Raw genomic sequence first — 20,705 nt, forward strand, 5'->3', positions numbered from 1 at the left:
GGGTGCTCCTTGCTGCTCGTGGTCGGGCCCTGCGGGGCGCCGAAGGGGTCGGACGGTCAGGGGAAGGGGTGCGGGGCGGGGTTGAGGTCGTCGGGCGTCAGGTCCTTCTCGCGCAGTCCGGCCTCGCGCAGCGCGGTGCGCAGCCGGGGCATGCCCAGCGCGCGCTGCCGGGTCCAGCCGAAGTCGATGGGCAGCAGTCCGGGCACCAGGACGCTGACCGTCCGCAGCCCGAGCCGCCGCTGCTCGGGCATGGTCTGGTCGACGACCACCACGTCGAAGCCCTCGGCGGTGACCGCCTTCACGCAGGTGAGGAGGTCCTCGCGCAGGTCGTCGGAGACGGCCGGCACCGACCCGTCGCCGTACAGGTCGGCCATGCTCCGCCGCGCCGGGCGCGGTGCGCCGGGGCGGCCGAGCAGGAAGTCGGCGTGCCGGCCCATCTCGGGGATGCCGTACGCGAGGGGGTGGTCGTGCAGCGCGGCGACGCGGTGGAAGTCCCCGGTCATGGCGCGCAGCCGTTCCTCCTCCCGCTCGGTGCGGCCCTGGAGGTTGACGGCGTCGGTGGCGATCTCGCAGAGCGCCGCCGCCAGCGCCGCCTCGGGGTCCAGCCCGGCGCCCGCACCGAAGCACATCCGGCCCAGGCCGCCGTCGTGGCGGAGCGCGACTCCGGTGACGACCGGCACGGGGAAGGTGATGCGGGTGTCGAAGAAGCGCGCCTCGTAGCCGTACATCTCCAGCCGGTCGACCATGTGCCGGGTCGCGGCGCTGCCGCTGGTCGCGGGGTCGATCTCGGGCAGAGCCGCACGCCCGTACCAGCTGAGGAGGAAGGCGTCCCGTTCGACGACCTCCATCAGCCCGAAGTAGACGGCCTCCTCCAGCGCGCCGCCGGAGGCGCAGCCGTTGGAGCTCTCCTGCACGAAGCGGTTCTCCAGCCCCGGCGCGTGGTAGTACGTCAGCACCTCGGGCACGAGCAGCGGGCGCTCGTCGCGCAGCGACCAGCCCCACACCCACGGCACCTCGCGGTCCGTGGTGAAGGGGGTGATGTGCGGGTTGGCGCGGTGGAAGTCCTCGGAGTAGAGCCCGCACACCCGCGGGTCGACAGCCGGGACCCCGCGGGCCCGCAGGCCGTCCAGCGAGTCGCGCACCGACGCCGTACGGGCCCGCGCGCGCATGCCCGCGTACCGCTCCAGCCCCTCCAGGACGCCGATGCGCATGCTGGTGCCGAAGCTGTCGTCGTGGCCGCCCCAGAAGGTCTCGCGCAGGTAGTCGCCCGAACGCATGGAGAAGCAGCCGATGGTGGCCGAGGTCGAGGTGGACGACACGTCGTGCACGATCGACGGGCCGAGCGAGCCGCACACCGGGTTGGCGTAGGGCTCGACGGGCAGCGCGTACTCCCCGATGCCGCGCACCCGGAACGAGCCGGGCGACTTCTTGGGCGCGGGCCGGAGCGCGAGCGTCGCCGCCTCGGCGGTGTCCGCCTCCGGACGGGCGCAGCGCGGGCACTCGGGGTCGGGCACCAGCGAATGGCGGCGCACGGTGAGGCTCTCCAGGTCCAGCACCTGCACCCGCGCGTAGGAGTCGTCGGGCGACGGGGCCGGCCCGGTGGCGAGGCCGGTCACCAGGGCGGCGACGGCGGCCGCCGCGTACGGGGTGCCGTACGGCGACTCGCCCGCGGCCCGGGTGCCGCCGCCGATCTCCAGCGCCTCCCGAAGCGTGACGGACCGTACGGCCTGCCAGCGCCGGGCGAGGCACTGCGGGCAGGCGGGCGCGCCGGGGGCCGGGCCCACGACGACCTGCCGCCCGTACACGTGCACCGGCAGCGGCACGGCGGCCGGCGCGTCGGCGCCCGTGCCGGGCACGGGGTGGGCGACCGCGTCCGCCGCGCGGCCGGCCGGGCCGTCGGCGGCGAACGCGTCGGCGACGCCGAGCGGTGCGACGGTGACGGGCGCCCGGCAGCCCAGTTCCGCGAGGGCCGGGCCGAGGGCCGCGGCGAGCGCACGGCAGGACCGGTCCCACGGGGCGTCCGGGACGGCCGCCCGGGACGCCGGCGCGTCGGCGACGTCAGCGCTGGGCACGGGCACCGTCCTCGGGGCCGCCGGTGAGCAGGACACGGGCGGTGTGCACGCCCGCGGTGCGCAGGTCGGCGGGGGTGGTGGGAACGCGCAGCACGTCGCGGCCCGCGGCGCGGAGCCGGTCGAGCACGGTGTCCCAGTCGGTGTCGGGGGCGTCGGCGGGCAGCTCCGGGTCGCCCTCGACGACGAGCGTGCCGGGGGCCAGGTCAGGGACCAGCGGGTCGCCCAGGTCGACGTCGCCCTGCTCGCCCGCCGCGTCGTCCGCCGCGTCGTCCCCCACGAGCTGGGCCTGCCCGAGCAGGTCGCGCAGCGCGGCGCAGGCCGCGGCCTCGCGGTTCAGGTCGCAGCCGACCGCCCAGCGCGCACCGTCCGCCTCGCGGGCCAGCACCACGTGGGCGGAGGAGTGCGCGCTCTCACCGAGGTCGAGCAGTTCGGCGTCGACCCCGATGGTGGCGGCGGTCTTCCGCAGGAACACCAGCTCCGGGTCGGCCTGCGCGGCGGCGTCCCCGTCCGCTTCCCCGGCCGGGGCCGTCGTGCCGCTCTCGACGGCCAGCAGGGTCGGCCGGGCGGCGCCGCGCAGGGCGCGCAGCAACGCGTCGTGGGCGAGGGCCGACAACAGGCCGGTGCCCGCCGCCTCCTGCGGGGTGGCGCCCGCGCCGGCGCCCGCGCGGGTCGCCGGGTGGACGCGGGTGCGGTTGTGCGGACCGAACGGCCGTACCGCCGCGGCGGGAACGCGTACCGGCTCCTTGGTGAGCAGCGACGACGCCGCCACCTCCCCGTCCCCGGCGAGCGCGGGCGGCACCACGTGCTCGACGTAGACGGCCGCCGCCGCGTACAGGGCGCGGGTCCGGGCGCCGGCCAGGTGGTGCACGTCGAAGGCGGCGATGCGGCGCTTCCCGCCCGCGCCGAGTGGCAGTTCGACCCGGCTGAGCTTGAGCGGCGTCTGCGTCAGGTCCTCGTCGTCGAAGCGCGTGAACACGCCCGCGTGCGGCCGTACCAGGGCGGTGCCCAGGGCGTTGAGGTCCTCGACCGTCTGCTCGGCGTCCCGCGCGGTGGCGACGGTCGCGGTGCGCGGCAGCGTCAGCCCTTCGGCGAGCACCCGGGCCGCGCCGGTCTCCTCGGCGGCGTCCGGCGGCTCCGCTTCCGGCGTGCAGACGCGGCAACGCGGGTGCGGGCGCAGCGGCTCGGCGACCACGTCCAGCGACTCCAGTTCCTGGAGGAGGATCTGGCCGTCCGTCTCCGCGCGCAGCGCGCCGGTGGTGAGGCGGAACACCTCGTAGCCCAGCAGGTTGCCGGTCATGGCGGCGACGGGCCCGTGCAGGCCGCCCCCGGCGACCGGTTCGCGCGGCGCGACCACACCCGCGATCACGCTCCACGTCTCCGCGGCGGCGTCCGCGTCGGTCGCCGCGCCCAGCCGCAGCAGTGCGCAGCCGAGGCAGCCCGTGCCGCCCGGGCGGCTGACCGGCCCGGTGACGGCACGGTCGCCGAAGGTCCAGGACGGCAGCAGCGTCCGGCCGTCGGGCACGCCCTCGGCCAGCAGCCGGTGGGCGAGCGGCGCGGCGCCGTCGCCGGTGACCACCACGACGTCGTAGCCCTCCAGCGCCGCCCAGTCGCGCGGCTCCGTTTCCAGGCGGTCGACGCGCGCGGGGCAGCCGCCCTCGGCCAGTGCGCGTTCCTCGGCGCCGACCTCGGCCGACGCCTCCTGCACGGCGATGTGGGCGCAGCCGTTGCGGAGCAGGCTGACCGCGCACCAGCGGGCGACAGGACCCCGGCCCAGCACCGCGACCCGCGCCTCGCGGAAGCGGCGGAAGCGGGCGGGCGCGCCGCCGGTGTAGTGGTCGATGTAGGCGATCTGCGGCGCGAACCGTTCGGCCGCGGCGGGATCGGGCACGTGCGCCGCGACGTCGTCGTCCTCCTCGGGGACGCTGCGGGCGAAGCCGCGGTCGTACAGCCGGTCCACCAGGCCGGCGGCCATGGCGCGCTGGGCGTCGGGGAAGCCCTGGCAGATGTCGGCCAGGCTGTGCCGGCCGTTCAGGTGCGGGACGAGCAGCGAGGCGAACCGGTACGCGGTCCGGCCGGTGAGGTGGAAGCCTCCGTCGGCGTTGTGGAACAGCACCCCGCCGGGCGTCTCGCTGAAGAGCACGTCGCGCCGGATACGGGGTCTGGTGCCGGCGAGGGCCTCGAACGCTGCTGCCATCTGGTCACACCTTCTGTGCGTGTCTGCGAGTCGGTCGGTGTCCGTGGGGGCCGGCGGTGCCGTGCGTGCGGACGGCGTGCCGCGCGAAGGAGCGGACGAGCGCGTGCATCCGGTACGGGCCGGGCGGCCCGTCCTCCAGCAGCCCGGCGTCCGCGAGGTGGTCCAGGAGGGTCGCCGTCTCCTCGGCGGCGTCCCCGTCGAGCACGGCGGCCGCGTCGTCCGCACGGAACCCGTCGGTGTCCGCGCCGTCGAGGGACCCGAGGCGCAACAGCGCCTCCGCGCACGGCTCTTCGAGCCGGCCGAGGGCACCGGTGAGCACCTCGCGGACGGACATGCGGGAGTCGCCGGGCAGCGAGAGGCGGCCGACGGGGTCCTCGGCGAGCCAGTCGGCGGCGTCGGCGAGGGGGAGTCCGGGCCGGGTGGAGAGCCAGGCGGTGGTGATGCGGAGCGCCAGCGGGAAGTGGCCGCAGGCGGCGGCGAGCCGGTCGGCCGCCTCCGGTTCGGCGTTGACGCGCGTAGCGCCGAGTACCGCACGCAGCAGCGCGCGCGACTCGTCGGAGACGAACGCGTCCAGACGGTGGACCCTGCCGCCGTGCGTGGCGATCAGTCCGGCGAGCCAGCGGCGGCTGGTGACGAGAGCGGCGTCGTCGGAGTCGGCGGGCAGCAGCGGCCGTACCTGATCGGCGTCCACCACGTCGTCGAGCACCAGCAGGACGGGGCCGCTGCGTCTGAGCCGTGCGGCGGCGATCTCGGCGGCGGCCTCCTCGGCGCTGCGCGCCACGCCGTCCGGACCCACCATGCGCACCAGCAGCCGGCCGCCCGGATAGCGGTCCCGCACCAGGTGGGCCACCTGCCGGGCCAGCGCCGTCTTGCCGATGCCGGGCGCGCCGCAGACCAGCAGGGTGGCGGGGTCGTCGCGGACACCGGTGAGGTGCTCCGTCATCGCGGCCAGGTGCGCCGCCCGTCCCGCGAACGAGGGCACGCCCGCCACCTCGGACACGGCGGACGGCACGGCGGGCGCCGTGGCCCGCTCGCGCGCGGGGCTCCCGGTGGGGGTGATCGCGCCCGGTGCGGCGTCCTCGCCGTGGTCCGCGACGGACTCCGCGGCCTCTCCCGTCGCGGCACCGGCGGGGGCGGCTGCCTCCTCCGCAGGCGGGCCGGCCGTGCCGGTCGCGCCCGCCGTGCCGGACTCCGGGGCCGGCGTTCCGGCCCCGGCGGGCAGCGCGAGCCGGCTTGCGCCGGGCCGGTGACCGCGGGTCTGGCCGGGCACGGTCGCCCGGGTCAGCAGCGCCCGCTCGCGCGGCTGCGGCGCGCCCAGCTCGTCGCCCCGCAGGATCGCCAGCTCCAGACGTTGCAGCGCCGGCGACGGGTCCACGCCCAGCTCGTCCAGCAGGTACCCCTTGATGGACCGGTACTCCGCCAGGGCCTCGGCCTGCCGGCCAGAACGGTAGAGCGCCTCGATGAGCTGCTCCCGGAACCGTTCGTGCGCGGGGAACGCGCGGGTCGCACTCCACAGTTCGACGAGCGCCTGCCCGTACCGGCCGAGCAGCAGCTCCAGGGTGCAGGCACGTTCCACGGTGCGCAGGCGTTCCTCGGTCAGCCGCGGCACCTCGTCCCGGTGCAGGACGTCCGAGGGCACGTTGGCCAGCAGCGAACCCTGCCAGAGCGAGAGGGCGTCCTGGAGGGCGTACAGCTCGGCCTCCGGATCGTCCGTCAGCCCGGCCGCCGCCCGTACCCGCTCACGGAACGCGAGCAGGTCGAGCGTGTCCGGATCGGCGGTGATGCGGTACCCGCCCGGCACCGCGTCGATGGGGGTTTCCGTCACCCCGTGCTTGGTGAACAGCCGTCGCAGGCGCAGCACACAGGTCTGGAGCGCCGCCTTCGCCGTCGCCGGCTGGTCCGGGCCCCAGATGGTGCGCTGCAGGTAGCCGGCGGACACCACCGAGCCCGCCTGCAACAGCAGGGTGGCGAGCAGGATCGTCGGCTTGGACGGTTGCAGGACGACGGCGTCGTTCCCGTCGGTGAGGGTCAGCGGTCCGAGAAGCTGGAACCGCATGGCCTTTACTGCCAGCCGTTGACGTTCTTGCAGACCACGTCCGGCATCGCACCGGCCGAGGGCAGCACGCCCGTCAGGCCCGAGCAGACGTCGTCCACGACGGACTGCGAGACGGAGACCTCGCCCTGAAGGTGCTGCGGCGACGGGGGCGTTACAACGGGGGACGCCGCCGCAGCACCGGCTGACAGGGAGAACAGTGCCGCGGTGAGCACCGACAGAACCGCGCCGCGCCCCCGTCCGGCGCGAGTCGAACGCTGCCCGTCCGTCGTGCTGGATGTGGTCTGTGCACCCATCACTGTCCCCTCGAACTGCTGGTCTCAGGTCTGCACCGGTCCGTCCCGGCGGGAGAAGAGGATCTTCGTCCGGCCGACCGGCGCAACAGACCCTGCCAGCTGGGGCCGTGAGGGCCCAGACGGCGACGTGTCAGGTTGCTGCATCCGTGAAGCAGGTTCTTGCCAGCGCTTACATGCATGAAAGGGCCTCCCACACCCGCATCCATACCCCTGGACGCGCACATCAAGGAGCCCTGGACTCCTGCCGGGCCTGACGAGTGGCACCGCGACGAAAGGGGACCACCATGACCCTCAGCTCGGAGAAGGTCGTCGCCCGACGTGTACCCGAAGGGTGGCAGCTCAGCGCCGACGGCATCGAACCCTTCTTCACCCGCCGCCTCGAGGGCGCCCTCGAACGGGCCCGCGAGGAGATCGCCCTGGCGCGCGACGTACCTCCCGACTCCCTGCTCCCCGTCCTCACGTACGCGCTCGGCGACGCGCTCGACCGCGCCCTGCGCACCACCGTGCAGGCGCAGGTGGACCTGCACAGGGCACAGCTCAAGGCGTCGTCACGCCTCCGCTGGATGGCGGCGAGCCTCCGCGACGCCGGCCTCACCGGCCGGGACGCCGCCCGGGTACTGAACGTCTCCCCGCAGCGCGTCTCCCAACTCCTGCACAGCGAACGCCCCCAGTGCCCCGACCCGTCCTGCGCCACCTGCCACCCCTGACACCGGCCGGCCACCGGACCCGCACACGCCGGAGGGCCCCTCGCAGGCGAGAGGCCCTCCGGGATGCCGGCACGCCACGCGGGGGCGTCCCCTGTGCGCCCCCGAGTGACGTGCGGGCCGCCGGTGTCACCAGGTGAGGGCGTCGTCCATCGACTGCTGCCAGTAGGAGACCTTGAGAGTGTCGTCGACGTGCACACCCTTCGCGGGCAGCGCCGGGTGGGCGGGCGCGAGGCCGTCCCAGGAGCCGGAGCGGTCCTGGAAGTGGACGGCCAGGCTCTTCTCCGTACGGCCGTGCGTGCCGGTGCCGTCGGCGGCGGAGGTGGTGATCGAGGCGTAGCCGGACTCGCCCGGCGAGAGAGTGACGACGGCCTGCGGCTTGGACGACTCGATGACCGGCGGCACGGACTGGGCCTCGCCGAAGCGGACGGCCGGGTAGCCGTAGAGGTGGCAGGTCTTGCTGCCGGTGTTCGTGACGGTGAGCAGCACGTGGTTCAGGGGGCGGCGTACGGGGGCGGCGACCGTCCTGGTGCCGGAGCCGTGGCAGGTGACCGCTCCGCTTCCGTTCGTGACGGTGCTCGTGCCGTTCCCGTCCTTCCCGTCCTTCCCGTCCTTCCCGTCATTGCCGGAGGCCGCGGAGTCCTTGCCCCCGTCCGGTTCCGTACCGCCGGGTGCGGACTCGTCGCCCTCCTCCGCCCAGGAGCCGGAACCGTCGGACTCGGAAGCGGAGGACGAGGAGGAGACGTGCGCCGAACCGTCGTTCTCGACGCCTGAGCCGTCGCCGCACGCGGTGAGCGAGAGGGCGGCGAGCACGCCGGTCGCGGCGGCGGTCAGGAGGCGGCTACGGGAGCTCCGGATGGCGGTCATGTGGCTGTTCCCCTTCGGTGGCGCGGTGGGTGTGATGCTTTGATGACCGGAGCTTGCGGGCTGATCCGTCCCCGTCGCCACGCCTGCCGGGCAGTCGGGGACACTGGAACGGAGAAACGGGCTCTGATCAGGGGAAACGCGCCAAGCCTGGAACGCGGGAACGGGACGCGCCGGGTGCTGTACCGGGAGGGGAACAACGTGTCAGAGGCGAAGGACGGAGCCGGGCACACGGGAGCGGCGGGCGCCGCCGGGGAGGCGGACGCGTTCGCGCGCATGCTCCGGGGGCTGAAGGAGCGGTCCGGTCTGAGCTACGGCGCGCTCGCCCAGCGGCTGCACATGAGCACGTCGACGCTGCACCGCTACTGCAACGGCAGCGCGGTCCCGGCCGAGTACGCGCCGGCCGAGCGGCTGGCGCGCAAGTGCCGGGCGACGCCGGAGGAACTGGTACAGCTGCACCGCCTGTGGATCCTCGCGGACGCGGCACGGGGCCGGAAGGGGCCGGGGCAGGCCGCCGCGGGCGCCACGAGCGAGGCAGCCGCGGGCACCGGGGACGGGAAGCCCCCTCCGGGGCGGGAGCCCGCCGCGGAGGGACCGGCTCCCGCCGCATCCGCCCCGGGCGGCGTACGCGATGAACCGGACAGCGATGAACCGGACGGCGAAGAACCGGTCGTCAGCAGTACCGGCCCCTCCGCGCCCGTACGGCTCCGCAGGCGCCCCGCCGTGCTCGCCTCCGTCGCCGCGGTGGCCGTGCTGGGGGCAGTCGTGCTCGCCGCGGACCTGTCGTCGTCCACCGGCGGCGACAGCGGGAAGCGGAAACCTGCCGGGAACGGCACGGACACCGCCCGGGCGGGCGGGGAGCGGCCCTCCACGTCCGCCTCCCCGTCGCGCGGCGGGAAGTCCGGCAAGCCGCCGGCCCCGCCCTCGGCGTCCGCCACCCGGGACACCGACGACTCCGCGGAGCAGCCCGGAGGCGTACCGCTCAAGGTCGCCACCCGCCCGTACGTCTACAAGAACCCGTGCAGTCAGAACTTCCTCGTGGACAGCGAGCCCGAGCAGGTCGGCCCGCCCGCAGGCGAACAGGACGCGCCGCGCTGGGCCGCCGCCTACGGCGCGGTCCCCTCCGGGGAGCAGCGCGTGGCCCTCACGGTGCAGGGCACGGGGAGCGAGACCGTCGTACTGGAGGCGCTGCACGTACGCGTCGTCACCAAGGGCGCCCCGGTGGCCTGGAACGACTACTCGATGGGCGTCGGCTGCGGCGGCAACGTCGCCACCAGGTCGTTCGAGATCGACCTCGACGACGGCAGCCCCACGGTCACCGGCAGGAACGGGCAGCGCGACTTCCCGTACAAGGTCAGCGAGTCCGACCCCGAGGTCTTCTACATCGACGCCCGTACCAAGGCGCACGACGTCCGCTGGGACCTCTCCCTGGACTGGTCCAGCGGCGGCCGCCGCGGGACGGTGCACGTCGAGAACGGCAGCACCCCCTTCCGCACCAGTGCCAACGCGGGTCGGCCGGGCTACGACTACCCGCTGGGCGGCAGCGAGTGGGTCGAGCGGACGGACGGCTAGCCAGGCGGAGCGCGCCTTCGCCCGTTCCCCCGCCGGTCGCCACTCTGCCGGGGGTGTGCTGCGGGTGTGCTGTGGGGTGTGCCGGGGGTGTGCCGGCGGGAGCACACCCCCGGCGCTCTGCCGCTGGCAGCACCTCACGAACCGCCGGATCTCCCTTCCAGCTCGCACGGTTGCGTGAGAGCCGCGTGAGAGATCGTGAGACGGGAGAAGGCCATCTCCCCTGCGGAGGTGGCGCCTTCGACGTGCCGCCCGACGGGGGTCCCGGCGGCCGTCTGAGCGGTGCACTGATGGCACCCGCTGACGTCAGAGGCCCCCTGCGGATTCCGCAGGGGGCCTCTGACCTGTGCGCGCTCGGCAGGATTCGAACCTGCAACCTTCTGATCCGTAGCTCTATACGGCTCGGTCACCCGGGGTTGATCAGGACAGACGAGGGCCCCTGCGGGCCGGTGCAGGGTGCCAGCGGTTGCTGTGGTTGCTGTACTTCGTTGCGGTACACGCTTCTCGTGGTCACTGTGGTCCCAACGGGCCTCCGACGATCCGGCACCTTACTCGGTGGGCAAGGGAGCGTCTTCGGGCAGCAACCCTTGCTGCTTCCAATGAGCAACGACACGGATCTTGGACTCCAGTGCCGTGTATCTGCTGGGCTTCGCCATCTTCTCCGGCGTCGACCATGAACGGCCGGGGTGAAGATCATCCCAGGGGGGTCGGGCCTGTTGGCCTCTGCCGCTCCCCGGGGCATGGTTTCCGAAGCCGTCGACGACGCTGTTCCAAACAGGCCTGAACTGTCGGATCATGACCTGTTCCGCGAGGGACACGAAGACGTCCACAGCCACGAGGTATCGAACGCGGAAGTCTGCAACGTCGAGATCGCGGGCCTCTTCGAGCGAGTATGAGTGCTCCCTGATGCGTGCCCAGAGCGCGTCCTCGTCGTCTGTGACCGAGGCCCGCCCTCCCTTACGCCCCCCTTCCGGGGTCGCCTTCCCCACATAGATGGGGGTCTGGCAATAAGGTTCCGAGATCGGCCGATACAACTCGTGATCGCCAATGTAGTAGATCGCGTAGATCCCGGCTCCGATCATGATCGGAACGTCCGTGATGGGCTCGGGCTTCATCTCCAACATCCGGAGCTCGATGCTCCGTCCGAGGTTCTCCAGCTTCAACGGGTCGTAGGGCGCCTCACGTATGGCCTTCTCCCGCCAGCCGCGAGGGCGCTTCTTCCTCTTCGGCTTCGACTCGTCGCGCATGCTCACTGTCATCCTCCCCTGGCGAACGCCATAAGCAGCCACCCGATGCGGTGATCACTCTAACCAGCGCTGTTGTCGCTGGTGTCCATGCTTCTGGCGAGTCTCTTTCCATGATCTACAACTCCGCGGTATGCTTTGCTCATGTCTGATCAGGGAAAACGAGAGCCCACTGACCGAACGTCGGTCGAGCTGTTCGCCGGCGGCGGCGGGCTGGCCATGGCGGTTCACAAGGCGGGCTTCCGGCCGCTCCTCGTCAACGAGTTCGCCAAGCAAGCCGTGAAGACCCTGACCGACAATGGCGCCACACTCCGAAAGCCCGAGGACACGTCCGTGCCCGAGCCTGGTGGCCCCCGCCCAGGCAGTCGCGCTGCAGGATGGCCGCTCGTACCCGGGGACGTGCGAGGCATCCCCTCGTTCGAGTTCCTCAAGGACGCCGAGGTGGACGTCCTGGCCGGCGGTCCACCCTGCCAGCCGTTCAGCCTCGGGGGCGTGGCCAAGGGCGACGAGGACGAACGGAACATGTTCCCGGAGATGTTTCGGGCCATCCGCGAGATGCGCCCCAAGGCGGTCATCTGCGAGAACGTGCGCGGTCTGCTCCGCCCCTCATTCAAGCCGTACTTCGAGTACATCAAGCGGGAGATGAGTCTCCCGTTCGTGCGACGCGCGAAGGACGCCACCTGGGAGGACCACGACAAGGTCCTTGAAGATCTTCTGACTCAGGACTACGCGAAAGGCTCGCCCGAGCGGTACGACGTCGTCCACATTCCGGTGAACGCGGCGGACTACGGAGTGCCCCAGATTCGGCACCGCGTCATCGTCGTTGCGTTCCGCTCAGACCTCGGCGTCAAATGGAAGGAGCATCAGCCGGCGGAGGAGTTCAGCAAGGATGCGCTCATCGACGCCATGCACGGTGGGCAGTACTGGAAGGACCACAACGACGTCCCGGGCATCGACTCCGTACGGGAACGAGTCATGGCCACTCTTCCCCCTCCTTCGCTGGTACCCGACGGCAAGAAGCGTTGGCGCACACTGCGCGACGCAATCGCTGGGATCGACGAGAACGAAGGCAAGCCCCTCCCACCCGTGCCCGTGGAGGCTGTGCGGGACAGGATCGTCGTCGGCGAGGTCCCCGATCACAAGGGCTGGCCCGGTGCCCGTGTCTACGTCGGCCACACACCCAATGAGCTGGACAGCCCCGCCAAGACGGTCAAGGCTGGCGTGCACGGCGTACCCGGCGGCGAGTCCGTGTTGCGACTCGATGACCCCACTTTCGACGGCACCGGCTACCGGTACATGACCGTCCGAGAGACAGCTCGCGTGATGACCTTTCCCGACGATTGGGCCCTCGCTGGTCCACGTGGGGAACAGATGCGGCAACTTGGCAACGCCGTTCCCGTCCGGCTCGGCGAGGTCTTCGCTGCGGCCGTCCGCGCGGCACTCGACGCCGCCGAGGGGCGGGCGTGACGCAAGCGACCCGGGCTCAACAGGGCTGGAGCGACCGCCTTCCGCCCGATGGGGCCTGGAGGCCGCGGCCCGGCATGTCCCGTGCGGCTCGTTCCGCAGAGCAGGATCGGGCGGCCGGCGGTCGCCATCGCCGCGTCGTAGTTCTAGACGGTAGTGAGGAGCCCACTGGCTCCATCGCGTTCCGCGTCTACTCCAGAACCCGCCGGATTCGCGCTTATCTACGTTGGTCGCAGCGTGGCCGCACTCGTGAGCGCTACATCGGCGAGGTCACGGCCAGCACCCGGGCCGCCAACCTCAAGCAGGCATGGGCGATCGCCCGTACGGCGGGCCTGGTTCGTGAGGAGTACTTGCCGAGCGACTCCAAGGCGTCCTCGACGGCCGTCCGGGCAGTCATGAGGGCCAACAAGGGCCGCGACACCGGGCCAGAACGACTCCTGCGCTCAATCCTCTTCAGCCAAGGCTTCCGTTACCGGGTAAATACCCGTCCCCTTCCTGAGTTGCGGCGTACGGCTGACCTCGTTTTCCGCAAGGCACGCGTCGCCGTCTTTGTGGATGGTTGTTACTGGCACGGCTGCACAGAACACCACCGCCCAGCCGCAAGGAATCGTCGCTTCTGGAAAGAAAAGATCCAGAGCAACCAGGCCCGGGACGAAGACACCAATCAGAAACTCCGCGAGCAGGGCTGGAAGATCGTTCGCGTGTGGGAACACGAGGACCCGAACATCGCAGCTGCGAGAGTTATCGCGGCCCTGCGGTCAGCAGATTGACCACTTACGTCGCCCACCATGCTTAATATGTAGCCGCTTCGGAAATCACCTTGAGACAGTCCACCCAGTGAGAGAAGTTGGCAATTCCTCCAGTGCCGGTCGTGCACATATGCGTGTGTGCATCTTTTGTGCCACCCGCGAAATGTGACTTCATTCGCAAATAAGTGGCATCTCCTTTGTGAGCGCAGAAATTTCGCACGTCTCGAATCTCTTGGATCGGATTCGGAACAAAATTTCCGAACGGTAGCGCAATGTTGTTCGCAGTGACTGCCGCGTGCAGAGGATGAGACGCTGAGAAGCTAAGTGAGTTGCAAATATCGAGTAGCGACTCGGAAGCCGACCAAGCCGGCTCACCCCCCATGATTCGAATTCGATTTCCTCGGGAGTAAGAGTCTGTCTTCAATGTCCGCAAAGCTGCTGATGCGGATCTTACTTGTGCCGGACTATACACTCGCCCCGACCCGCCAACAGTAGACCCTGCGGCACTTGTTAAAATGACCGACCTTATGAATCTCCCCCAGGAGTCCCATAGGGCAGTGAGGCAGCCCTCGATCGCTGGCATGTAGGCGACCTTATACACAGCAATAGGCGTCATATACGTGCACTGATGGAAACAGCTTTCGATTTCATCAGCCTCTTGACTGAACGCCTTACTGATGTCACGCAAATTGTGTGTCACGCCTTGAGCCCTTTACCAGTCGTAGAAGGACTTACCTGCTAGGGCATGGCAAAAATACTCGAATCGCACTTGCCGACTACTGATGCGTTGACTGGAGGAGCGAGCTTCGATGAAAGGCAGAGCGCGCTTGTCTAGGTCCTCGGCGGGAGTGTCAATTGCGGTATTCAGGTCACCGATGGCGGTTGTTACTCGGTCCTCATCAAGGAGCATTTCATCTGGCGACTCCACCTTCTGGAAGTTCAGCTTGCCCTCAGGTAGTAGGCCCTGGCTGTACATCACCGCAGCCGCCAACATCAAGAAGTTGGGCCGGCTAACAACCGCCTCCTTCTTGTAGTCCCGGAGCAAGTCCGAAGTGACTCGCATGATGTTGAGGAAATCCTCCTCGGACGGCAGGTCCTCCAAGTGCGCCTGCATTTGGGACTCGTAAAGCTCGGTGATATCTGAGTCCGACCCGGCTCGCACCCCTCTGATCATAAAACCGAGGAGCTCAGCTACGGTGGAGTGATCCACCATGCGAACCCTCTCTCGATTCGAGATCACACCCAGATCCCATACAAATGGGATCATACGAGTGAGGCTCTTGACATGTGACGAGAAGTCGTTATCGAATCGAGCATTGCGCAGTTCTGGGCCATTAACTGGAACGGCGTAAGAGTTGATTCGGAGGAAGACCTCTAGAACATCTTCATCGCTGGCATTGATTAGCTGCTCGCAGGTAAGCTTGTACGCTAGGAAGGCGTCTTTCTCCTCGTCTTCGAGATCCGCGTACCGGTACCCTCGGTATTCGCCAGCCTTCGACGTCAGAGCGAATTTACCGGCCGCGAAATCGATAATGGTACGAAGCCTCTGCTGACCATCGACGACATCTCGAATAGTTCGACGCGAATCACGGTCGATACTCGTACGCAGAAGGAGTTTTGGTATCGGGTATCCACGGACGATCGAGTCAATCAAGTAGCTGCGAGCGGGCGTTCCCCATACAGGCCCGCGCTGAAACTTCGGGTTCAGATTCAGCTCTTTGTCGTCGCTCCATTTTAGAAACTCTGCGATCGTAAATGTTTGAGGGGCGCTGCCCTGCATCCTGGTTCGCTCCCGAGAGTCGGCGTGGTAGCTGATTGTAGCCAACCGAGAACCCAGTGGCGAGTGATTCCGCCCGCCCGGACAGGTAGGGAGGCGGAGCGGCTTTGGGCGGGAGCTGCCTTGGGGCGAGAGATCGGGGCCCGTAAGCTTGCCGCGACTCGGGCAGCTCCTAGCCTGCCCGCTAAAGCCCGATGTGGGCCCCGATCTTGGAGGCTCGCCCCAAGGTGGCTGCCTAAAGCCGTGGAGCCGACCGCCCCAGCCACGTTGGCCCCCTCTTCTGTGGCTCGCGCCGTGCGCGGGCCGGCGGCCGGGCCGGAGCGGGGCGGAGACAGGAGCGTCGGCCCGGCGGCGAGCCGGGCCGCGCGGCGAGCGGAGCGAGCCCTTGATGAAGTAGAGAAACTCTCACCGCACGCTCTTGGTCTGGCCTCGCTGCAGGTCTCGGCTACCGTGACACGTATGGCTTCTTCACTGGACACCCCGCAGGGCGCTGCCGCGTTGGCTGAGTCGCTGCTGCCTCCGCTTGGGAATCGCTGGTTGCACACGCAGGCGGTTGCGAAGCGTGCCGGGGAAGCCTCTTCGGCAGTACCTTCGGCTGAGCGGGATCTCCTCGTCGCGGCTGCATGGCTGCACGACATCGGGTACGCCCCAGAGCTGCGCGCCACGGGCTTCCATCCGTTGGACGGTGCCCGGCACTTGGAGTCGCTGGAGGCTCCTCGTCGGCTGGTCTGCCTGGTAGCCCACCACTCCGGCGCCACCTTTGAGGCCGAGCAGCGCGGGCTGAGGGCTGAGCTCCAGGTGTACGAGCGCGAGGACTCTCCCCTCCTTGACGCGCTGATCTTCTCCGACATGACCACCGGCCCGGCCGGGCAGCGGCTCGACTTCGATCAGCGCATTGACGAGATCCTGACCCGCTACGAGCCAGGCAGTGAGGTTCACAACGCGATCAGCAAGGCTCGGCCGTACCTCTCGGGGGCTGTCGAGCGCACGCGTGCCCGTCTCGCTGGGTGATCAGCCGATGTGAGGCTTCCGGTTGGCCTGTAGGCCGTGGTCGATCCGAAGGCGCATCGACGGGTGAATATTGAGGCTGTCCAGCCTGCTCGGGCGGACGAACGCGACTTCCTTGCTCTCACCGCTGGTCCGCCGCTCGCCTCCGGTGATGCGGGCGTGGAAGCAGATGGAGAACTGTTGGCGCACCTCGCCGTCGTCGTACGCCATGACGTGACCGGGGTTGGTGTAGAGGCCGACCAAGCCCGTCACCTCGATGTCGAACCCGGTCTCCTCCTTGGCCTCCCGTACGGCTGCGTCGGGTGCCGACTCGCCCACGTCGACGCCGCCGCCGGGCAGGGCCCATAGACCGTTGTCGGTCTTGTGGATCAGCAAGACCTCTCCGGCCTCGTTGAGCGCAACGGCCGTCACCGACGGAACGAGGCTGTTCGCCTTGGGCGCCTGCGGGTCGTTGAAGTAGTCGACGCGAGCCATGCCACCAGGGTGCCACGGCTGACGAAGGGCCTACGCGGGCGTCCCACGCTCCCACGCGTAGTCGAAGCTCTTCATGTAGTGCCGGAACGTCCGACCGCCGGGGACGTAGCGGAAGTGCAGAACGGGGTTCTGCCCGGCCGGGGCGCCGAGGACGTGTGGGTTCACCAGGACGTCGTCATCGAACCGGTAGATGGAGTTGTAGAGGATCGTGTCGTGGAGTCGCAGCTCTACGCCCGGGGTGTTCGTCGCTGATGCGATGTAGTGCCTGCTGAGCTGGGCACGGGCCCCGAGCTTGTCGCCGATACCCTCCTCCTCGCCGCGCTGGCGGATCATCGGAGAGTCGGGGTCACCCAACATGATGCGCACTTGGGCGCCGTTCTTCGCCTTCTCGGAAAGCTGGTCGGCAAGGTCCGGGTGGCCGTCGAAGAGGAACAACCCTGCGTACACAAGCACCTCGACGTTGCTCACCGACTTCTCGATGAGCGAGGACCACAGATGTGCCGGCACCGCTCCGCGGTGAGGGTAGAAGGTGACGAGCTCTGAACTGCTGGCCGTCTCCGCCTGCTTCTCGACCGACGGCCAGAGATAGACCTCGTCCGCGCTGAGGAAGTCGGCTGCCTTCCAACGGTGGCTGCGGTGTGGGGTACGGCTGAGAGAGATCCAGCGCTCGACGCTCTTCGGGTCCACGCCGACGTGCTCGGCGAGAGACTGGATGGTCTCTCCCTTGGCCGAAATGGCGGCTCGGAGACGGTCGTTCGCCATGCCTGCGGTCCTTCCCCTGGAACACTAGGACGTTTTGACGTTACCTCAGACGTCCCCAAACGTCCATGCGGACCGTGATGCGTCCACCCCTCTGCGCGGTCTCCTGAGGGTGCCGACAGACGTTCGGCGAAGAACCTCAACGTTCAGGAGACGACACGATGCGTCAGATCCCCGTCGACACCAACGCCGCTCAGGTCATGGCCGCCGGCCCGGCTGAGCCGAAGGTCAACCGTCAGACCGGTGAGGTCCAGACCGACCGTGAGACCGGCGCGAAGCTGATGACCGTGAACGTGATGTTCGCGCTGGAGGGCAACGCCCCGGAGATCCTGTCGATCACCGTCCCCGAGTCCGGCGTCACCGGTGAGCTGGTGATGGGCACGCCACTGGCGCTGACCGGGCTGGTCGCACGGCCGTGGGAGAACGAGTTCAACGGCCAGCGTCGGCACGGCATCGCCTTCCGCGCCGTGGCGGTCACCTCCCTCGCCGACACCGGCGCCAAGGCCAAGGCGGCCTGATCATGGAGACGCTGACGATCATCGTGCTGGTGGTCATCCTGGGCACGGCGGCGCTGCTGCGGTGGCGCCGCCCGGCCTGGTACTGGCTCACCTTCGGCGCCCTCGTGGCCGTGGTCCGCCTCCGCTTCCGGTACGCCTCGGTCATGGAAGCCTGCGGGCTGACGGTCCCACCGTCGCGTATGCGGCTGCTGCTGGCCCGCGTCACCCGCAGCGAGGTTCCCGCCTCCCGTGTCCCGCGCATTCGCCGGCTTCGGGTCACTCGGACTGGGCTGGTGGTGCGGGTCAAGCTCCGTCCGGGGCAGGACGCGTTCGACTTCGCCGCCGCCTCGGACCGGTTGCGGCACTCCTTCGGGATGCAGGGCGTCTCCTCGCGAGAGGTCAAGGCCGGTGTGGTCGAGCTGCGCATGACCGGCTACGACGTCCTCAAGCGGGTGCAGATGCCGGCGAAGACCGACGCGGACACCCTTCGCGTCCCGGTCTCCCTGCGGGAGGACGGCTCGGTCCACTACCGCGACTATCGGCAGGTCCCGCACGCGCTGAACATCGGCGCCACACAGTCCGGCAAGTCGGTCTATCAGCGGCGTCTTGTGGCCGCGCTGGCGGATCAGCGGGTGGCGCTGGTGGGGATCGACTGCAAGAACGGTGTGGAGCTCTACCCGCTCGCCCGCCGCTTCTCCGCCCTGGCCGACAACCCGGACAACGCCCTGGGCCTGCTCGAAGCGCTCATCGACCGCATGGAATCAACGCTGGAGGTCATCCGGCGTGAGCAGCGCATCAGCGCCGACGTGCCGGACGCGGAGATCACCGCCGATATCTGGGGCCTGCCCGAGCATCTGCGGCCGGTGCCGGTTGTGCTGCTGGTCGACGAGGTCGCCGAACTCGCCCTCGCCGCAGGTGGCAGGGCTGAGGAGAAGCGCCGGGACACCATCGTCACCGCCCTCGTGCGGCTGGCTCAGCTCGGCCGCGCCGCCGGCATCTACGTGGAGGTCTGCGGGCAGCGCTTCGGCGCCGACCTCGGCAAGGGCATCACCCTCCTGCGCTCCCAGCTCACCGGCCGCACCGCCCACCGCGTCAACGATGAGTCTTCCGCGAACATGGCGTTCGCCGACATCGCCCCGGACGCCGTACTCGCCGCCGTGCAGATCGGCACCGACCGGCCCGGCACCGCCGTGGCTGCGGACTCCTCCGGCGGCTGGGTGCTGACCCGCACGCCGTTCACGACGCTTCGGCAGGCGGTCAACATCTGCAACCGCCACGCCGGCCTCACCCCGGAACTGTCTGAGCTGGCCGACTACCGGCCCGTCCTCGGCCCGGCCCCGGCCCCGGCCCGTGAGCTGACCGAGGCGGCCTGACGTTCTCCGCACACCGGTTGGTGTGACCGCCTCACGCCACGTCCCTACCCCCTCCATGCCGAAAACCGGAAGGAGTGCCCGCGATGTGCCCGCACTGCGACGACCTGACCCGCACCATCCGGCTCCTGGATGACCTCTCCGCCTACGCCGAACTGCCCGGCGCAGACCTCGACTTCGCCGACACCCTCGGCTACTCCCTCGCCGCCTCCGTCGACCTGGGCGGCCTGCCCGGACAGGAGCGCTGACCAATGGCCGCGCGCAAGCCCACGCGCCGGCCCCGAGCGAAGAAGTGCCCGGACTGCGGCGGCAAGGGCGAGACGACCGAAAACGTCCGCGTCGGCGCCCGACGCAAGCGCGAGACCACAGACCGACAGACCGTGATGTGCCTGACCTGCTGGGGCTCCGGCACCACCGACTGACCGCCGACTCGACCGCCGGGCGGCCCCACACGCGGACCGCCCGGCCCCATCCAAGGAAGGAGGAGACCCGATGCGCTCACTTCGCCTCGACGCCGTACTCGTACAGGCCGTGATCGCCGGTGCCCTGTCCTTCGCTCACCTCCACGACCTCGCCGAAGCGGCCGGGCAAGACGGCTGGAAAGCCTGGGCCTACCCGATCAGCGTGGACCTGCTCCTGGTCGCCGCCTGGAACCGACTCCGCACCTCCCGCTCCACCGGCGCCCCGGCAGGATCGGCCTGGACGTGGTTCGTCATCGCACTGGGAGCGTCGCTGGGCGCGAACATCGCCACCGCCGGGCTCCTCGACCTGAACGACGTGCCCGACTGGCTGCGCATCCTCGTCGCCGGCTGGCCCGCGCTGGCCTTCCTCGGCGGCACCCTCCTCGTCCACGCACCGCACGCCGCCGAGCTCGCGGACCGTGAGGACGAAGACCCGGCGCACGCCCTCGAACGCTCCGAGCACACCGAGACCCCTGCCGACCCGGAACCGGTCGAGATCGAGCCGACCGAAGCGCCGGCACCCCCGGCCATCGACCCGGCCCCCGCGCCCGCCCCGGTCGAGGAGCCTGCTCCCGCACCGGTCGCCCCGGCGCCTGCGGTCTCCGTCCCGGCTCCGCTGGTCGAGCACGCCCGGAAGCTCACCGACGCCCACCGCGCCCGTACCGGGGCGCCGATGGACACCGACACCCTCCGCGCCCGCCTGGGCGTCCCCGCACCGATGGCCGACGCCATCGCCGCCCAACTCACCTGACCGGAAAGGACAACACGCCATGCCTGCCCGTGACTTCTTCCACTCCGTCGAGCGCATCGGCCCGGTGCAGATCGGCACCCACCGCGACCGCCGCACCGGCCAGACCCGCCACGCAGCCGTGTGCACCTCCGAGCGCTGCGGCTGGTCCGCCGACTACGGCACCCGCACCGCCGCACAGCTCGCCGCCCGCACCCACCGCTGCCGCATCCGCTGAAAGGACACCCCGCCATGAACGTCGAAATCCCGCTCGTCGCCCTCCTGGCCGTCTTCGGCTACTTCGGCATCAAGCTCTTCCGCCCGCCGACCTGGCTCGTCGTCACCCTGCTCCTCGGCGGCTTCCTCCTCGCCGACACCTTCATCGCCCCCGCCATCGAGAGCGGCACCCGCACCGGCACCGAG

21 protein-coding genes are annotated in these 20,705 nt (G+C 70.2%); 11 read left to right on the forward strand and 10 right to left on the reverse strand.

Annotation, left to right across the window (positions count from 1 at the left end):
* Positions 1 to 56: 56 nt before the first annotated feature.
* The 4 genes from K304_RS0113960 to K304_RS33365 are packed head-to-tail and all read right to left on the reverse strand — an operon-like array spanning position 57 to position 6,615.
* Positions 57 to 2,072 (reverse strand): TOMM precursor leader peptide-binding protein, encoded by a 2,016-nt coding sequence (locus K304_RS0113960; RefSeq protein WP_078529079.1) that lies wholly within the window; start codon positions 2,070 to 2,072, stop codon positions 57 to 59.
* Positions 2,059 to 4,266 (reverse strand): TOMM precursor leader peptide-binding protein, encoded by a 2,208-nt coding sequence (locus K304_RS0113965; protein WP_027764250.1) that lies wholly within the window; start codon positions 4,264 to 4,266, stop codon positions 2,059 to 2,061. The genes K304_RS0113960 and K304_RS0113965 overlap by 14 nt, the downstream gene beginning before the upstream one ends.
* Before the next feature lie 4 nt (positions 4,267 to 4,270).
* Positions 4,271 to 6,322: a BTAD domain-containing putative transcriptional regulator gene (locus K304_RS28970; protein ID WP_051308436.1), complete on the reverse strand. Its 2,052-nt coding sequence runs from the start codon at positions 6,320 to 6,322 to the stop codon at positions 4,271 to 4,273.
* Positions 6,323 to 6,327: 5 nt separating this feature from the next.
* A complete protein-coding gene (locus tag K304_RS33365; protein ID WP_158687344.1) occupies positions 6,328 to 6,615 on the reverse strand; it encodes a hypothetical protein in 288 nt (95 codons plus the stop codon).
* Between the two features lie 284 nt (positions 6,616 to 6,899).
* Between K304_RS33365 and K304_RS28975 the strand changes: the two genes are divergently transcribed.
* A complete protein-coding gene (locus tag K304_RS28975; RefSeq protein ID WP_037790373.1) occupies positions 6,900 to 7,322 on the forward strand; it encodes a protein kinase family protein in 423 nt (140 codons plus the stop codon).
* Positions 7,323 to 7,448: 126 nt separating this feature from the next.
* On the opposite strand, the gene K304_RS0113985 is transcribed toward K304_RS28975, so the two are convergent.
* The gene (locus K304_RS0113985; protein ID WP_027764252.1) at positions 7,449 to 8,186 is read right to left on the reverse strand and encodes a DUF4232 domain-containing protein; all 738 of its coding nucleotides are present in this window, start codon (positions 8,184 to 8,186) and stop codon (positions 7,449 to 7,451) included.
* 273 nt (positions 8,187 to 8,459) lie between these two features.
* Between K304_RS0113985 and K304_RS0113995 the strand changes: the two genes are divergently transcribed.
* Positions 8,460 to 9,755 (forward strand): transcriptional regulator, encoded by a 1,296-nt coding sequence (locus tag K304_RS0113995; protein WP_051308445.1) that lies wholly within the window; start codon positions 8,460 to 8,462, stop codon positions 9,753 to 9,755.
* 545 nt (positions 9,756 to 10,300) lie between these two features.
* On the opposite strand, the gene K304_RS0114000 is transcribed toward K304_RS0113995, so the two are convergent.
* Complete coding sequence (locus K304_RS0114000) at positions 10,301 to 10,999, reverse strand: Eco29kI family restriction endonuclease (RefSeq protein WP_486591657.1); 699 nt, start codon at positions 10,997 to 10,999, stop codon at positions 10,301 to 10,303.
* A gap of 141 nt (positions 11,000 to 11,140) precedes the next feature.
* Between K304_RS0114000 and K304_RS0114005 the strand changes: the two genes are divergently transcribed.
* Positions 11,141 to 12,463 (forward strand): DNA cytosine methyltransferase, encoded by a 1,323-nt coding sequence (locus tag K304_RS0114005; RefSeq protein ID WP_027764255.1) that lies wholly within the window; start codon positions 11,141 to 11,143, stop codon positions 12,461 to 12,463.
* Positions 12,464 to 12,716: 253 nt separating this feature from the next.
* On the opposite strand, the gene K304_RS34025 is transcribed toward K304_RS0114005, so the two are convergent.
* Positions 12,717 to 12,857, reverse strand: a complete 141-nt coding sequence (locus K304_RS34025; protein WP_486591658.1) for a hypothetical protein — start codon at positions 12,855 to 12,857, stop codon at positions 12,717 to 12,719.
* On the opposite strand from K304_RS34025, the gene K304_RS34030 reads away from it, so the two are divergent.
* The gene (locus K304_RS34030; RefSeq protein ID WP_486591659.1) at positions 12,856 to 13,230 is read left to right on the forward strand and encodes a very short patch repair endonuclease; all 375 of its coding nucleotides are present in this window, start codon (positions 12,856 to 12,858) and stop codon (positions 13,228 to 13,230) included. The two genes, K304_RS34025 and K304_RS34030, sit on opposite strands and share 2 nt — an antisense overlap.
* Positions 13,231 to 13,921: 691 nt before the next feature.
* Here K304_RS34030 and K304_RS32160 read toward each other — a convergent pair.
* Complete coding sequence (locus K304_RS32160; protein ID WP_078529071.1) at positions 13,922 to 14,989, reverse strand: DUF262 domain-containing protein; 1,068 nt, start codon at positions 14,987 to 14,989, stop codon at positions 13,922 to 13,924.
* A gap of 456 nt (positions 14,990 to 15,445) precedes the next feature.
* Between K304_RS32160 and K304_RS0114020 the strand changes: the two genes are divergently transcribed.
* Complete coding sequence (locus tag K304_RS0114020; protein WP_037790375.1) at positions 15,446 to 15,997, forward strand: HDIG domain-containing metalloprotein; 552 nt, start codon at positions 15,446 to 15,448, stop codon at positions 15,995 to 15,997.
* Here the strand turns inward: K304_RS0114020 and K304_RS0114025 are convergent, their stop codons facing one another.
* Positions 15,998 to 16,468: an NUDIX hydrolase gene (locus tag K304_RS0114025; protein ID WP_027764258.1), complete on the reverse strand. Its 471-nt coding sequence runs from the start codon at positions 16,466 to 16,468 to the stop codon at positions 15,998 to 16,000.
* A gap of 30 nt (positions 16,469 to 16,498) precedes the next feature.
* The gene (locus K304_RS0114030; protein WP_027764259.1) at positions 16,499 to 17,230 is read right to left on the reverse strand and encodes a helix-turn-helix domain-containing protein; all 732 of its coding nucleotides are present in this window, start codon (positions 17,228 to 17,230) and stop codon (positions 16,499 to 16,501) included.
* A 158-nt stretch (positions 17,231 to 17,388) separates the two neighbouring features.
* Between K304_RS0114030 and K304_RS0114035 the strand changes: the two genes are divergently transcribed.
* From K304_RS0114035 to K304_RS0114060, 6 genes are all read left to right on the forward strand, one after another.
* Complete coding sequence (locus K304_RS0114035; RefSeq protein ID WP_027764260.1) at positions 17,389 to 17,745, forward strand: SCO3933 family regulatory protein; 357 nt, start codon at positions 17,389 to 17,391, stop codon at positions 17,743 to 17,745.
* A 2-nt stretch (positions 17,746 to 17,747) separates the two neighbouring features.
* Positions 17,748 to 19,097, forward strand: coding sequence for an FtsK/SpoIIIE domain-containing protein (locus K304_RS0114040; RefSeq protein ID WP_027764261.1), 1,350 nt, complete (start codon positions 17,748 to 17,750; stop codon positions 19,095 to 19,097).
* Positions 19,098 to 19,180: 83 nt separating this feature from the next.
* The gene (locus K304_RS33625; protein ID WP_199779613.1) at positions 19,181 to 19,342 is read left to right on the forward strand and encodes a hypothetical protein; all 162 of its coding nucleotides are present in this window, start codon (positions 19,181 to 19,183) and stop codon (positions 19,340 to 19,342) included.
* Positions 19,343 to 19,345: 3 nt separating this feature from the next.
* Entirely contained in the window at positions 19,346 to 19,516 is a 171-nt protein-coding gene (locus K304_RS33630) for a J domain-containing protein (protein ID WP_199779610.1), read from the forward strand.
* Positions 19,517 to 19,586: 70 nt separating this feature from the next.
* A complete protein-coding gene (locus tag K304_RS0114055) occupies positions 19,587 to 20,306 on the forward strand; it encodes a DUF2637 domain-containing protein (protein WP_027764262.1) in 720 nt (239 codons plus the stop codon).
* 19 nt (positions 20,307 to 20,325) lie between these two features.
* Entirely contained in the window at positions 20,326 to 20,520 is a 195-nt protein-coding gene (locus tag K304_RS0114060) for a mobile element transfer protein (protein WP_027763892.1), read from the forward strand.
* Positions 20,521 to 20,705: the final 185 nt, after the last annotated feature.

Source organism: Streptomyces sp. CNS606 (assembly GCF_000426325.1).